Below are 14,760 nucleotides of genomic sequence, written 5' to 3'. Positions count from 1 at the left end.
TTTTTAACCGCGCTTTCCGCCCCCCACATCCTGCTGTAACACGCGGTTTATAAACTGGTGTAGCGTTGCCTGGCGGTTGGCGTGGCGCATCACCACAATCAGCTCACGATAAAAAGTCAGTCCGCCCAGGGGCACGATGCGCACCGCTGCCGGACGGTCAATCCACAAGCCTGTCAGCGGCACCAGCGCCACACCAAGACGCATTTCAACCATCCGGGCAATGGCGTCTATCTCATCAATTTCCAGCGCCAGTTTTGGGTCCAGACGCTGTTCCCGCAGAAACTGAGTGACCAGTCGCCCGCCAAAGGAGGTGCGATCGTAACGGATAAAAGGATAGTCACGGATTAACGTAATGGCATCATCCCCTGGCACTTCCGGTGGGGCAATTAATACGAAAGGTTCTTTCAGCAGTGTTTCGGCATACAGATCTTTGGGCAGTGCAAAGCCGGGTTTGATCACGATGGCCACATCGACATTGCCGGCATCCACCTCGCTCAACAGACTGAAAGAGACGCCCGGAACCAGACGGGTTTCCAGAAAAGGTGCCTGCTGACGCAGTCTGACCAGTACGGCGGGCAGTATTCCGGTTTGCACCGAGGCGATAGCGCCAATTTTAATTGCGCCACGATACTCGCTGAGGCTTTCCGGCTGCGCCATGCGGCTGAAAAGATCGAGGATTTCCTGTGCCAGTGGAAGCACTCGATTTCCGTTGGCGTTGAGGGCGACGGCCCGGCCGGAGCGGTCAAACAGTTTCATCCCCAGCGCCGCCTCAAGGATGCGCATTTGCGCACTGACAGCGGATTGCGTAAGGCCGATCTGTTGCCCGGCGGCGGCAAAAGTGCCGGTCTGGCTGATGGCGATAAAAGTTTTCAGTTCACGTAGCATGATTGAGCAAAATTTTTGTTGAGTGAATCTAATTATATTCGCTTTTAGCAAAAAAATATTATCGATAACATAGCCGACAGACAACCTCAGTTGGTCATCACCGTCGGTTCACCGCCTGTAAACCGCAGGGCAGAGGGTTGTGAAACAACCCGCTCTGTCGTCCCCGTAGCATCCTTTAAGACCTTATCCGGTCACCGGCCGTCGTGGCCGGTTTTTTTTGCCCTGTTTCCCCCGCTCTGCCACTTATCAGGCGATTCCTGGTCCGGGCCACCTGCGTCCCGCTTAAAAATGTCTATACTCAGGAAGTCAATTTGCACAAGGAGACGGTATGGCTACAAAAACAGAACCTCAGGAAACGCGTCTTGATGACGATCTGGCACTGCTGAGTGAAACGCTTGAAGAAGTTCTGAAATCTTCCGGCGATCCGGCAGACCAGAAATATGTCGAGCTGAAGGCCAAAGCAGAGAAATCACTGAATGAGGTGAAATCCCGCATCAGCAATGCGTCTGATACCTACTATTACCGTGCCAGACAGGCGGTTTCCCGCGCGGATGAATACGTTCACGAGAAGCCGTGGCAGGGGATTGGCGTCGGTGCCACTCTTGGTCTGGTCATCGGCCTGCTGCTGGCGCGTCGCTGATTTTACCACGGTAGTCTGACGGGCACTCTTAAGGTGCCCGTCTTACTTTCATCTGGCCGCAAACCTTGTCAATCCTGGCTTAAATCAAAATCAGGCCTGAAACACGCGACTATACTCACCCGACTGATTTGATTCGGGGTGGGCTATGTCACACAGTATCTTCAATCGTCGCTGGGCTGCCGTCATCCTTGAAGCCTTAACGCGGCATGGCGTACGGCATCTCTGTATCGCTCCCGGTTCCCGATCTGCACCGCTGACCCTCGCCGCCGCCGACAACGGTAAATTTTTCTGTCATACCCACTTTGATGAGCGCGGCCTTGGCTATCTGGCACTGGGGCTGGCAAAAACAACCCGCCAGCCAGTCGCGGTGATTGTCACCTCCGGTACGGCAGTGGCTAATCTTCACCCGGCGGTGGCCGAAGCGCGTCTGACCGGTGAGCGGCTTGTCGTGCTGAGTGCCGACCGTCCGCAGCAACTCATTAACTGTGGAGCCAATCAGGCTATTGAGCAGCCGGGGTTGTTCGGCAGCCACGTTGCCGGTGCGCTGAATCTTCCTTCCCCCTCTCCTGATATTCCCGCCCGCTGGCTGGTGGCGGTGGTGGATGGCCTGTTGCAACAGCATCGGGCTGGCGCGGTGCACCTGAATTGCCCCTTTGCCGAGCCGCTCTACGGTGGCGACCCTGCCGCCTGGCAGGCATGGCATGATGAACTGGGTGAGTGGTGGTGTGATGACCAGCCGTGGACCGCTATGCCCGTCACCTTGCCGCTATCCGTGCAGGCGGACTGGGCGCACTGGCGACAGCAAAATGGGCTGGTGGTGGTGGGTAAGGTCAGTCCGCAGGAGGGCGTGGCGGTGGCAGCGTGGGCCGCCATGCTTGGCTGGCCACTGCTTTCTGACGTGCAGTCACACACCGGTAACCCGTTGCCTTGTGCCGAACGCTGGTTACATCAGCCAGCGGCATGTGACGCGCTGGGGCAGGCGGCGCTGGTGGTCCAGTTTGGCGCTCACCTTACCGGGAAACATCTCACCTCCCGACTGGCAGAGCTGAAACCGGCGGCGTTCTGGTTGATTGATGGGCAGCCTGGCCAGCGCGATCCTGCTTATCACCGTAGCAAGCGGATCGTGGCCAGCATCCTTGACTGGTTGGCAGCGCACCAGGCCATTTCCCGCCCATCCTGGTGTGAGCCACTCTCCGCTCTGGCAGAGCAGGCACAGCGGATGATTTCTGAAGAGATAAGTGTTTTTGGCGAAGCCCAGCTGGCTGCCAGATTACCGGAATTGCTGCCACCACAGGGCAGCCTGTTTACAGGCAACAGTCTGACCATCCGACTGATCAACGCCTTTGCCAGACTGCCTGCCGGCTATCCGGTTTATGCCAACCGGGGCGCCAGTGGTATTGACGGACTGATTGCCACGGCGGTGGGCGTGCAGAAAGGCAGTGGCAGAGCGCTGCTGATGGTGCTGGGCGATCTTTCTGCCCTGTACGATCTCAACAGCCTGGCCCTGTTGCGGCAGGTCAGCGCGCCAATGGTAGTGATGGTGGTGAACAACAACGGCGGGCAGATTTTCAGTATGCTGCCAACCCCCGAAGCCTGCCGGGAGCGCTTTTTCTCCCTGCCACAGCAGGTGAGTTTTGCGCCTGCCGCCGAGATGTTCGGGCTTCATTACCACAGACCGCAAAGCTTTCAGGAACTCAGTGCCGCCGTGGCGAAGGGATGGCAACGCCAGCAGGCCACGCTTGTCGAACTTTGTGTAGCGGAAGGCGATGGCGCGCACCAGCTGGCAAATTGCGGTAAAGCACCATGATCCTTCATGCCCGCTGGCAAGGCTCACACCACAGTACCCGTCCCGTGCTGGTCTGGCTGCATGGCTTTCTTGGTAGTGGGGAAGAGTGGCAGCCGGTTCAGACTTACTTTAACCACTGGCCGCAGCTGAGTATCGATCTGCCCGGTCACGGTGGTTCCGGCTGCCAGCGGGTCAGTGATTTCGACCAGCTGAGTGAACGGCTGAATGCCACTCTCAGGCACCACCGGCTGCAACGCTACTGGCTGATTGGTTATTCATTAGGTGGGCGCGTGTCGCTCTGCTATGCCTGTCGCCACGTACCTGACGGATTGCAGGGGGTGATTGTGGAAGGGGGGCACTATGGCCTTGATTCAACGTCGGCACGCCGGGAAAGACTGGAACATGACCAGCGTTGGGCGGAAAAATTTTGCCGACAGCCGCTGAGTCAGACACTGGACGAGTGGTATCGCCAGCCGGTTTTTGTCGATCTTACTTCCACGGAGCGGGAGGCGCTGATCCGCTTACGTGTCAATCAGCACCCGAATGCACTGGCTGATATGCTGATGGCGACCTCGCTGGCCCGGCAGCCCTGCTTACTTCCCGAACTTCATCGTCTTCCCCGCCTGCATTATCTGTGTGGTGAGCGTGACCACAAGTTCTGTCAGCTGGCGGAGCAGGCTTCACTGCCGTTTGATCTGGTTCCCGCAGCCGGCCATAACGCGCACCGGGCCAATCCGGCGGCTTTTGCTGCACTGCTGACACGCCTGATTACTGGTTTTTAAGGAGTTATTATGATCTATCCCGAAGAAAAAATGCTCTGTGCACCCGTTGAATGGCAAGACAGCGACGCGGGTTTCAGCGATATCCTCTATGCCAAATCCCCGGACGGCATTGCCAAAATCACCATCAACCGCCCGGAAGTACGCAATGCATTTCGACCGCAGACCGTCAGGGAGATGCAGCTTGCGCTTAACGATGCCCGGCATGATGAACAGATTGGTGTCATTGTGCTGACGGGTGAAGGCGACAGGGCATTTTGTGCCGGTGGTGACCAGAAAATCCGCGGTGATTACGGCGGCTACCGCGATGAAGCCGGGGTGCACCATCTTAATGTGCTCGACTTTCAGCGGCAAATCCGCACCTGTCCAAAACCGGTGGTGGCGATGGTGGCAGGTTATGCCGTTGGCGGCGGTCATGTGTTGCATATGCTGTGTGATTTAACCATCGCGGCTGATAATGCCCGCTTTGGTCAGACCGGGCCGAAGGTGGGATCGTTCGACGGTGGCTGGGGCGCGGCCTATATGGCGCGCATCGTCGGACAGAAAAAAGCCCGTGAAATCTGGTTTTTGTGCCGCATGTACAGTGCACAGCAGGCACTGGAAATGGGACTGGTCAATGCGGTAGTGCCGCTGGCTGAACTGGAAAAGGAAACGGTGCGCTGGTGCCGTGAGATGTTGCAAAACAGCCCGATGGCGCTGCGTTGCCTGAAGGCGGCGCTGAATGCCGATTGTGACGGCCAGGCGGGATTGCAGGAGCTGGCAGGAAACGCCACCATGCTGTTTTACATGACGGAAGAGGGCCAGGAAGGACGTAATGCGTTTAATCAGAAACGCGAGCCTGATTTCAGTCAATTCAGGCGTAATCCGTGATGCGTGGCGCAACGCTGTTTTCTTACCGTATCCCGCTGGCGGCCGGGACCGTGCTGCGTGACCGCCGGGTGAAAGAGCGGTGCGGGTTGCTGGTGCAACTGACGGAGGCCGGGCGGCAAGGCTGGGGGGAGATCGCTCCACTGCCGGGTTTCAGCCGTGAGACGCTTGATGAAGCACGGTCGGAGGCGGCAGGCTGGCTGCAACGGTGGTGCTCAGGCACCGCCATTGCCGCAGAGAGTCCGCTGCCTTCGGTAGCGTTTGGCCTGAGTTGTGCGCTGGCGGAGCTGCATGACGTGCTGCCGCAGGCGGCGCGGTACCGAAGCGCAACGTTATGCACGGGCGATCCTGACGATCTCGTTGACCAGCTCAACCGGCAGCATCATCCGCTGGCGAAGATGAAAGTCGGCCTGTATGAGCCGGTACGCGATGCGATGATGGTTAACCTGCTGCTGGAAGCCATTCCGACACTGACGCTGCGGCTGGATGCCAACCGCCAGTGGACACCAGAGAAAGCCCGTAAATTTGCCGGTTTCCTCGTTGAGGCACTTAAGCCCCGTATCGCCTTTGTGGAGGAGCCGTGCCGTAGCCCTGAGGAATCGCGGCAGTTTGCGTGGGAGAGTGGCCTGGCACTGGCCTGGGATGAGAGTGTGCGCGAGGACGGTTATCAGCCCGTGGCCGAACCGCATCTGGCGGCGCTGGTGATCAAGCCGTCGCTCACCGGAAGTCTTGAGGCTGTGCGTGCGCTGACGGCTCAGGCTGAACAGGCTGGGATAGCCGTGATTATCAGTTCTTCGCTGGAGTCGAGTCTTGGCCTGACGCAACTGGCACGCCTTGCCGCCTGGCTTACGCCTGCAACCTTGCCGGGGCTGGATACGCTGGACCTGATGTCCCACCAGCTGGTGCGCGGCTGGCCCGGTTGCCTGCAACCGCTGCGCGGAGCAGGTGAACTGGAGACAGTATGGCAGTGCTGAATGACTGGCCCTGGCGACACCATGCACGACTCAGCCCGGATCGCACCGCCGTGGTTGCTGGCGATGCGCGGCTTAGCTGGTGTGCGTTGGCTCGGCAGGTTGAGGCGTTGGCCGCGGGGTTTCTCCGGCAGGGGGTGTATGCCGGGTGTGGCGTGGTATTGCAAGCCGCTAACAGCCAGCAGGCGGTGCTGGCTTATCTGGCTTTATTGCAATGTGGTGCACGTTTGCTGCCGCTGAATCCTCAGCTCCCGGCAGCACAGATCGCCCCACTTCTGCCGGGGCTTAATATCGACTTTGCCCTGACCCTGAGCGGCACGCCGTTGCCGTCCGTGGCGATGCTGACTCTGTATCCACAGCCGGACACCGCCCACAGCCCCTGGCAGCCGCAGACGCTGGCGACGATGACGCTGACGTCCGGTTCGTCCGGTCGGCCAAAAGCGGCGGTACATACTTTCCGGGCGCATCTTGCCAGCGCCGCTGGCGTGGTGGAAAAAATGCATTTCAGCGCTGATGACAGCTGGTTGCTGTCGCTGCCGCTTTGCCACGTCTCCGGGCAGGGAATTATCTGGCGCTGGTTGCGGTCTGGGGCCTGTCTGGTGCTGGCAGAAGAGGCACCTTTGCATCAGGCGCTGGAGCAGGCAACCTTTGCGTCGCTGGTGCCTGTGCAGCTTTGGCGGCTGTTACAGCAGCCCCGGCTGCCGCATCGCCTGCGTAATCTGCTGTTGGGGGGCGCAACCATTCCCACGACGCTTACCCGCCAGGCGGAGGCGGCAGGTATTGCCTGCTGGTGTGGCTATGGCATGACGGAAACCGCTTCTACCGTGACCATGCGAAGGGCTGACAGCGGGGACGGAGTGGGGTGGCCGCTGGCAGGTCAGCGGCTGAGGCTGGTGGCAGGGGAGGTGCAGATCCGCTCTGAGGCGCTGGCCTGCGGCTACTGGCAGGATGGTCAGCTGCTGCCGCTGGCGGACAGTGACGGCTGGTTCGCCACCCGCGACGGCGGCCGTCTGGATGAGCAGGGATTGCATCTGACCGGGCGGCTCGACAATCAGTTTTTCTCTGGCGGTGAGGGCATACAGCCTGAACAGATCGAAGCGATAATCATGGCGCATCCGGCGGTGGAGCAGGTATTTGTTGTACCACAGCGGGATGAGGCGTTTGGCCATCGGCCGGTGGCGTTGGTAACATTAAAAGACGCCGTGCCGCTTGAATCGCTGAAGGCCTGGACACTCCCCCGGCTGGCGGGTTTTCAGCGGCCGGTGAGCTGGTATCTGCTGCCCGCGCTCGACCACGGTGGCATTAAAATCTCGCGTCGGCGGCTGACCGATTGGGTGGCAAAGCGACAAAAAGAGGGATAATTCTCTTTACGCCGGTGGTGCCAGCCGAGCACCTGTTCCTTCTCCATTAAAATTTCACGGGGCAACATCACACAGGGCAAAGATGGCCAGCGATATCCACATGACGTTCTGATCCCTGTGCTTCCCCCATGCCAATCCGTTCAGAACAACATTGTATTTATGCACATGTCTTCATACAGTTAAACCACCCTCACTGACCCGGAGAAAGAAATGATCAGAGTGGAAATGCTGGCGACGGGCGATGAAGTGCTGCACGGGCAAATCGTCGATACCAATGCCGCCTGGCTGGCGGAGGTACTGTTGCAAAATGGTCTGCCGATGACCCGCCGTCAGACGGTAGGTGACAGCCTTGATGAGCTGGTCACGGTGCTGAAAGAACGCAGTAAAGTGGCCGATGTACTGATTGTTAACGGTGGCCTTGGGCCGACCAGTGATGATTTGAGTGCGCTGGCGGCGGCAAACGCAGCCGGGGTGGCGCTGGTGTTGCATGAAAGCTGGCTGGCGAAAATGGAAGCCTTTTTTGCCGGACGTGGCCGCAAAATGGCGGAGAGTAACCGTAAGCAGGCGGAGCTTCCCGCCGGGGCGGAGCTGCTCGATAACCCTGTCGGTACGGCCTGTGGTTTTGCGATGACTCTGAACCGCAGCTGGATTTTTTTCACGCCGGGAGTCCCTTCGGAGTACAAGGTGATGGTGGAGCAGCAGATCCTGCCGCGCCTTAAAGCGCGTTTCTCGCTGCCGGAACAGCCGGTGTGCCTGCGCCTGACCACCTTTGGCCGTGGCGAAAGCGATCTGGCATCAGAAATTGAGCCGCTGCCGCTACCGGAAGGCGTGGTGATGGGCTATCGCGCCTCAATGCCGATTATAGAACTGAAGTTGAACGGCCCGGCGTCTAAGCTGCCGGAGATGCAGCAATTCTGGCAGCAGGTGCGGGAAATTGCCGGGGAAAGTCTGATTTTCGAAGGCTTCGAAGGACTGCCTGCTCAGCTGTCTCGTCGGCTGAAAGAAGAGGACTATCAGCTGGCAATCAGTGAACAGTTTACCTCTGGACTCCTGCACTGGCAGCTGGCATCGGCAGAAGCGCCGCTGGCTGTGGGAAGCGTGCTGCCAGCCAGTAACGAAACGCTGGCGCAGCTGGTAGCACGTAGCCACGCTCTCGCGCAAAGCAGCCAGACCGATCTGGCGCTGGTGGTCGGCAGCCTCAAAGACGAGCATCTGAACATTGCCCTACATACGCCAACTGGAAGCTGGGGACAAAAGGTGAAGTTCAACGTCAACCGGCACGGCCTGAAAACGCGTCAGGATGTGGTGGCGATGATGGCATTGAATATGCTGCGCCGCTGGCTAAACGGCATGGAAGTCTCCACCGGACATGGCTGGATTGATGTGGTGGAAACAGTGGTGCAGTGACGCTGAAAAGCAGGCGCCTGTCGCAGAAGTTGACGGGCGCCTGGCTGCCTGATGCTGTGAAGTATTAGAAATACCAACGGCTGTAACGGACAAACTTCTGACAAAAACCATCGCCAAAATCGAGCAAACTCGTGAAAATGTTTTCCAGGAAAAGCGTTGCTCCGTAAGTCGCAAACTCTGCTGTTTCTTCATCGTAGAGCGTTATAATAACGATTCTTATCATTTTCTTTTCTGCGCTATTGTCTTCCAGGGTGTCGTAAATTTTCCAGGTTTGGATCCTGAGCTGCGCCAGCTCCTGTACAGAGATTTTGTTATTCAGAAAGGCACGAGCCTGGATAAGCAGCTCATCGGCCAGGGTTGAAATACTGTCATTTAATTCGGTGTTTTTTTGTGAATTATTTAAAAGAGAACTGGATATAAATTCGATAAGGGCATATTGGATATTGTTATAAGGAATCATATCAATATCCTTCCTTTGCGCAATGGATTCCAGTGCGGCAATATCTTCCTGTTTTGGACTAGACAAATGTGGCCTCCATTTTTTCTGTGCTGTAACCCAGCAAATTCTCAACGTATTTGCATGACTGGCAAGGAGGCAGATAGTGACCTTTACTGTTGTAAACAGTCATTTTTGCATCCTGAACTAATGCTTTTAGCTCGTCAATATCGTTTACTGCATTATCCCAGGCTATCTTGCTTAAAATATCGGCTTCTACACAATTACTGTGATAGGCACTACGCGCTTCTGGTGGAACGGACGCATAAAGGTCATGCACTAACGGATGCATTGTCCGTTCGTCTGTAATACTAAGCCCCTTTCTGGCCCTGCTGCTATATCCGGTAACATAGCCATCAGGAATATGGGGTCCGCTCATCACCCCGACCGAGCCTGAGATTCCACGAGATGTCCCCTCTGCCAAGTCTATATTCGCATCACCAAAAGGTGTTTTTATCGTTACGGATTTATACTGAATAGCAGACGGATCCCAGTTATCAGGGCCATAAACGGGTTTGTGATAAATACGCATTGCTGCTGCCGGTGCATCGTGCTGCTGTTGGTAGCCGACCCGGTCATTCAGCCAGTTTTTCATCTCGGTGAAGTTATTAAATGCATAACTTCCTGATTGAGGGCTGTAAACGTTATACCGATCGGTTAAATAATTTTGGCTACCACTCTCTACTCGCTGGATACCATAGGAATATTTCTCTGCATTGATACCAACACTGGCTATTTTCATCTGTGTAAAAAGAGAAAGATTAACCAGCTGGGCTGCAGGGGTATCCTCCGATCCTGCGAATGCCGATTCTAACGCATCGTTCAGTTCTTCTGTTTTGCTGAAAGACACGAGTTTAGGAACAAGGCTCAAATTACTCAGATTTCTGCGTGATTCAGGAGCCAGTGGATTCGCTACAGGGAGTTTGTCACCCCATACGATATCGGGCGACGATGAGGTTGACGGTCTGTCGCTCTTGATTTCGCTACCCGACCGATAATAGCTGTTAACTGTTTCCTTAATATTGTTTTTATTCAAAGCTGAATCATACTGATTTTGAAACTGGTCCGCTACTGCAGCCAGTTCCTGAGGTGAATCTCCCCGGTATGCCGCATCTTCAATTGCCAGCAACAGCGGACCACTTGCAGAAAGTTCTGGCATTGTTTTTACGCTAACAGTATTCATTCTGAAGGGCACAGCGGTCTGAGTATTATGATAAACACGGAGTACTTTTGCATTTACAGAACCGGCATCAGTGATTTTTTTATCAACCCATGACTTCATGTCAGTATAATTATTAAAACTGTAGCTGCCTGAATCTGGGTCATAAGCATGATATTTCGATGTCAGTACCTCGCCAGGATGCGAAAGATCTCTCTGGATGGCCAACACTTTTTTTGGTGATAAAATGACCCCTCGTGACGCATATTCTTTCTCATCAGATTCAAAAAGAGCCAGATTAAGGAGTGCTGCATCACCCTTTTCGGGAGGTGCTGAACCAAAAATGGATTTTAATTTTGTATCTAAATCTTCACTATCTTTAAAAAACTGATGTTTTTCCGCTTCAGTGAGGTTTGGTAATTTTCTTATTTCCTTAGGGGCGATAGGATTGTTTCTTTTCTTAACTAAATACTCTTGCATTTCCTGGCGCAGAGCAAATCTTTCCTCGTTATTATTGTAACGATCCTGAATTCTTTGCGCTGCGGAGGGTAAATCAGAATAATTACCCGTCCTGTAGGCCTCATTTTCAATAGCCAGAAGTAAAGCTGTTGAATTAGCTGCGATATTTTCGGAACGTTTTACCGTTAAGCCTGATACGGTGTTAACGAGATTTTCTTTGTCAGTAACAGTAGCAGCAGATTGATTGCTGTATACGCGCAATCTTTTTACCGTGTTTGACTCTACTGAATTAATTTGCTTGTTTAACCATGACTCCATCTCGCCAAAATTTTCAAAGCGATAGCTACCTGACTTTGGATCATAGCCATGATATTTATCTGGCTGTACGGGGTCTTGTTGAATTGCCAGACTTTTAACAGGATTAAGTCTTACCGCCCTTTCCCGGTAGGTTTTTTCATCACAGTTAAAGAGGGAAATATTGATTAATGAAGCCTTGCTTTCTTGTGGTTCGGAATTTGAAAAAATATGCTTTAGTTTTTCTGAAAGTTCCTGAGTATCCCCGAAGCTTTCAACAGATTTATTTGCATGAAGCTGAGGTAAGCTTCTTTCGTCAAACGGCTGAAGAGGATTGACATTATGCCGCGATACGTATCCCTGCAGTTCACTAATGAGTTCGTTGCGCGTTGTTGTGGAGTCGTAACGACTTTGTATTTTCTCAGCGGCCGTCGATAAATCCGTAACCTTATTGCTTTCTTTATAGCTTTCTTTTTCAATGGCTAATAATAAAGATGTCGGGTGAGAAGGTTTATTCACACCAAGCTTGACCGTATTGACAGATGTGTTGTGAGTTAACTGGCTTTCTGGAGCAGGATTATCACGATAGATGCGTAATACTTTAACTTGCGCATTTGCTGTTGATGATACTTCCTGGTTTAACCATTCTTTCATCTCATTATAGTTATTAAACTGAAAGCTTCCTTTGGCCGGAGCGTATCCATAATATTTCCCTGAGGCGGCCTCTCCTTGATGTACAGGATCTCTCTGAACTAAAATTGTTTTTAACGGACTCCGCGAACGAGCCTGTTTAGAGTACGTTTTGGGATCGCATTCAAACAGAGCGAAACTCAATAATGAAGCCTCACCCTCTCTCGGGGCAGAGTGGCCCAGAATATGCTCTAACTTACTGTCAAGCTCCTGGATATTTTCAAACTGAAGAGAGTCTTTTTGTATGTTCAGATTCGGTATAGTTCTGAAATCCACAGGCGCCAGAGGATTATTACGGCGGTCACTGATATACGTCTGCATCTCCTTGATAACAGATTGGCGGGTTTCGGGTGAATTGTAGCGATCCTGCAACCGCTTTGCGGCCTCAGCTAAATTAACCGTGCCGTTTCCTTTGTAGGCTTCATGTGCTACCGCTAAATGTAAAGCGGTTGTATTGCTTCTTTGAACGTTAGAAAATTTAATTGTATCGACAGAAACCTGATTCAGGGGATCCTGCCAGGCTCTTTCGGTAAGCGTTGGACGCTTTGCTGCCGTGGCACCTGAAGTTCCCGCTTCTTCTTCAGAGTTTGCCGGTCTCCTGAGGCCTGAAGGGCCGGGCTGGGGAGAGTCCGAACGGCCTGCCGGGGTTAAGGCCCCACCAACAGGAGGACGAATCCCTCCGGGTCCGGGTACCCTGATCCAGTTTCCGTCGCTGGTGGCGTGTGCCAGCATCACGGCTTTTCTGGTCTGCGGATCGATGATATTGACGTAGTTCGAATTCTGCATGAAATCGCTTCTAATCTCGTACAGTTCACTTTGGCCACCGTTGTTGGTGCTTCGAATAAACCAGCGAGATGCGTTTTGACCCTGATTTATCTGGTAAATTCCCCGGCTGTCAGGGGTAACGTGTTGTATTAACTGCTCGCCGTTTGGAACGGCATAAGAGGGGAGACTATGTTGTGTGAGTGAAGTCGGTATCACTGAGGCCGTATCAGCAACAGCCTGTCGCGGGAGCCCTTCATTTGCTATCGCAGAAACGGCTTCACGCGCGATAACATCTTCGGTGGCTTTACTGAGAGCAGATTTAACCGTACCGATCGCCGGGGTTGCATTTAATAAACCGAACACGGCGCGATTAAGACCCGCAGCACGTTGTTCCGCTGAATTTCCATTCGCGGTATCCGCTATTCCCTGGCCCAGATTTAACAGCCCGATGCCGCCATAAGCTACGTCCGCTGCTGGAAAAGCCAGCGCCACCGGCCAGAGATACTGGCCGGCATCATTGGCGTAATCCAGACCTTCCCGGAACGCAATGGCCCCATTTGACGGAATATCAGAGGCTTCTTGCTGAGTGCGGGTCTGCCAGCTATCGGCGATATTGCTGAAAATATCACCGGCGATGGGAGTACCAGTACTGATATACTGGTCAGGTTGCCATACTCCCTCAGTGGTAAAACCCGGGCGATCGTACGGGAGTCTGTGTTGTTCAGGATAGTCTGCTAACCCCTCCAGCGCTGTGTTTACACCGCTGCGAAAAATCCCGTCGGGACGATCACCCTTATAGAAATGCGAGGCGATTACCGCTCTCTTCGCGGGATCTTTTACCTGCTCAGCCAACCATGTAGTCAGGTTTTTGCCCTCGGAGGCTGAAAATTCGTGAAAAGGAGAGGAGTTTCCGGGAATATACAATATTTTACGGTCGCTTTTGTGGTCGCCTATCACCAACATATCGGTAGAGGTATAACGGTAAATTTTCAGCGGTGCGACACTGACACGGCCATCGGGCTTATTTTTTGCTTTAATCGATTCTTCATCGGCTAACGGAGCGCTTTTATCTCGCGGAAGACCTGCTGCAAGGCTGACCAGCTCATATCCCTCCTGTGTCAGGCTGTTTTCTGCACGCTGTAGCTCACTGGCCTTGAGGAAACTGGTTTTGGACAGCAGGCGATAATCCTCTTTATGTGATTTCCAGTAATTATCGATCTTGCTGTAAATTTGTGGAACGGTGGCCTTGATCTCATTAACCAGTTCATTCGCGGGAATATTGATTTGTGTTGCGGAAGTGTAGGCGGGTGGTGAACTTTGCCGAAAAATACCGGAGAACTCCTGCCCGAATTCATGCCTGAAGCCAGTAGCAGCACTGTAATGATCTTCAAGGCGATCGGTGATATGCAGGGATCCAGGGACGGGAGTGAATTCACTGACATCGAATAACTTTCTCAGAGCGTCCGCGCTGCTGTCTCGCCAGTTATTTAATACGGCCTCCGTCAGCGTCATCTTTTGTTGTATTACCGCATTATTACCGGCGGCCGGATTACTGGGATCGCGAGGTTGATATTGCAGCGTAACGACATCAGTTTTGTCAGGGTCAAGATCGATGTGCCATTTCTTTTTAGCCCAGCTTTGAATTGTGCCTGAGGCGAAGGATGCCGGTGTGATGAGATCGGAATAGTGTAAGCCTGCAAGTTTTTCATATACCGGGTTAGCGCCAGCGGAGGGCGGTTTAGCGCCTGTGGGGATCTGTTTGTCATCAGCGCGGCCGAGTTCATCTGGTCGCAGGTTAGCGTGGCTGGGTGTGTCATCAATCGCTCGTATCTCGCGTATGTGACTACTGTTATTCGCCAGACTGGACAACACTTTCGCTTTCCCGGCAGACGGCGCGGAGGATTTAAATCCGGCAGAATTTTCCGTAGCTGTTGACCCGGAAGGAGGAGACTCTGTGTCAGCCTGACGCTTGTAACGATTAGAGATATTAGCTCTTTTGTAGAGTAGTGGTGCTTTTTTACTGAGTGAGTGATTCACATTTTCCAGGCTAACAAACTGCTGATTATCCTGTTTTCCATTTCTGATATTTCTTTCTATTTTATTGACCTCTTCATTATAAGAAGGAAGAGGAAGAAAGTGATTATTATGTATTTTCATTAAATCTCTCCAGCAAAAATAAAACGAACCATGCATTTAAAATT

The 14,760-nt window shown here is 53.6% G+C and carries 10 protein-coding genes; 7 read left to right on the top strand and 3 right to left on the bottom strand.

Annotated elements, in window-relative coordinates; genetic code table 11:
• Positions 1 to 3: 3 nt before the first annotated feature.
• On the bottom strand, positions 4 to 885 hold the full coding sequence (locus EB241_RS01015) for a LysR family transcriptional regulator (RefSeq protein WP_124231376.1): 882 nt from the start codon (positions 883 to 885) through the stop codon (positions 4 to 6).
• Between the two features lie 328 nt (positions 886 to 1,213).
• On the opposite strand from EB241_RS01015, the gene elaB reads away from it, so the two are divergent.
• The 7 genes from elaB to EB241_RS00980 all read left to right on the top strand — a co-directional run bounded on the left by elaB (position 1,214) and on the right by EB241_RS00980 (position 8,696).
• On the top strand, positions 1,214 to 1,525 hold the full coding sequence (gene elaB, locus EB241_RS01010) for a stress response protein ElaB (RefSeq protein WP_124231375.1): 312 nt from the start codon (positions 1,214 to 1,216) through the stop codon (positions 1,523 to 1,525).
• Positions 1,526 to 1,670: 145 nt separating this feature from the next.
• Complete coding sequence (gene menD, locus EB241_RS01005; protein ID WP_124231374.1) at positions 1,671 to 3,332, top strand: 2-succinyl-5-enolpyruvyl-6-hydroxy-3-cyclohexene-1-carboxylic-acid synthase; 1,662 nt, start codon at positions 1,671 to 1,673, stop codon at positions 3,330 to 3,332.
• Complete coding sequence (gene menH, locus EB241_RS01000; RefSeq protein ID WP_124231373.1) at positions 3,329 to 4,093, top strand: 2-succinyl-6-hydroxy-2,4-cyclohexadiene-1-carboxylate synthase; 765 nt, start codon at positions 3,329 to 3,331, stop codon at positions 4,091 to 4,093. Before menD ends, menH begins: the two co-directional genes overlap by 4 nt.
• A 9-nt stretch (positions 4,094 to 4,102) precedes the next feature.
• The gene (menB, locus tag EB241_RS00995) at positions 4,103 to 4,960 is read left to right on the top strand and encodes a 1,4-dihydroxy-2-naphthoyl-CoA synthase (RefSeq protein WP_124231372.1); all 858 of its coding nucleotides are present in this window, start codon (positions 4,103 to 4,105) and stop codon (positions 4,958 to 4,960) included.
• Positions 4,960 to 5,931 (top strand): o-succinylbenzoate synthase, encoded by a 972-nt coding sequence (gene menC, locus EB241_RS00990; protein WP_124231658.1) that lies wholly within the window; start codon positions 4,960 to 4,962, stop codon positions 5,929 to 5,931. Before menB ends, menC begins: the two co-directional genes overlap by 1 nt.
• Complete coding sequence (gene menE / locus EB241_RS00985) at positions 5,919 to 7,289, top strand: o-succinylbenzoate--CoA ligase (RefSeq protein ID WP_124231371.1); 1,371 nt, start codon at positions 5,919 to 5,921, stop codon at positions 7,287 to 7,289. The genes menC and menE overlap by 13 nt, the downstream gene beginning before the upstream one ends.
• Positions 7,290 to 7,499: 210 nt before the next feature.
• Complete coding sequence (locus tag EB241_RS00980; protein WP_124231370.1) at positions 7,500 to 8,696, top strand: nicotinamide mononucleotide deamidase-related protein YfaY; 1,197 nt, start codon at positions 7,500 to 7,502, stop codon at positions 8,694 to 8,696.
• A 64-nt stretch (positions 8,697 to 8,760) separates the two neighbouring features.
• On the opposite strand, the gene EB241_RS00975 is transcribed toward EB241_RS00980, so the two are convergent.
• Together EB241_RS00975 and EB241_RS00970 are read right to left on the bottom strand one after the other, a co-directional pair.
• Positions 8,761 to 9,222 carry a hypothetical protein gene (locus tag EB241_RS00975; protein ID WP_124231369.1) on the bottom strand — a complete coding sequence of 154 codons (462 nt, stop codon included), beginning with the start codon at positions 9,220 to 9,222 and terminating at the stop codon, positions 8,761 to 8,763.
• Positions 9,215 to 14,716 carry a dermonecrotic toxin domain-containing protein gene (locus tag EB241_RS00970; RefSeq protein WP_124231368.1) on the bottom strand — a complete coding sequence of 1,834 codons (5,502 nt, stop codon included), beginning with the start codon at positions 14,714 to 14,716 and terminating at the stop codon, positions 9,215 to 9,217. Before EB241_RS00970 ends, EB241_RS00975 begins: the two co-directional genes overlap by 8 nt.
• Between the last annotated feature and the right edge of the window lie 44 nt (positions 14,717 to 14,760).

It is taken from the genome of Erwinia psidii, from assembly GCF_003846135.1.
Taxonomy (GTDB): domain Bacteria; phylum Pseudomonadota; class Gammaproteobacteria; order Enterobacterales; family Enterobacteriaceae; genus Erwinia; species Erwinia psidii.
Note: the sequence above shows the minus strand (reverse complement) of the source record. Positions and strands in the feature narration are given on the sequence as shown.

What these genes read in the sequence shown, in the direction of transcription:
- EB241_RS01015 (WP_124231376.1), bottom strand. Translation starts at nt 885, where the DNA reads ATGCTACGTGAACTGAAAACTTTTATCGCCATCAGCCAGACCGGCACT.
- elaB (WP_124231375.1), top strand. Translation starts at nt 1,214, where the DNA reads ATGGCTACAAAAACAGAACCTCAGGAAACGCGTCTTGATGACGATCTG.
- menD (WP_124231374.1), top strand. Translation starts at nt 1,671, where the DNA reads ATGTCACACAGTATCTTCAATCGTCGCTGGGCTGCCGTCATCCTTGAA.
- menH (WP_124231373.1), top strand. Translation starts at nt 3,329, where the DNA reads ATGATCCTTCATGCCCGCTGGCAAGGCTCACACCACAGTACCCGTCCC.
- menB (WP_124231372.1), top strand. Translation starts at nt 4,103, where the DNA reads ATGATCTATCCCGAAGAAAAAATGCTCTGTGCACCCGTTGAATGGCAA.
- menC (WP_124231658.1), top strand. Translation starts at nt 4,960, where the DNA reads ATGCGTGGCGCAACGCTGTTTTCTTACCGTATCCCGCTGGCGGCCGGG.
- menE (WP_124231371.1), top strand. Translation starts at nt 5,919, where the DNA reads ATGGCAGTGCTGAATGACTGGCCCTGGCGACACCATGCACGACTCAGC.
- EB241_RS00980 (WP_124231370.1), top strand. Translation starts at nt 7,500, where the DNA reads ATGATCAGAGTGGAAATGCTGGCGACGGGCGATGAAGTGCTGCACGGG.
- EB241_RS00970 (WP_124231368.1), bottom strand. Translation starts at nt 14,716, where the DNA reads ATGAAAATACATAATAATCACTTTCTTCCTCTTCCTTCTTATAATGAA.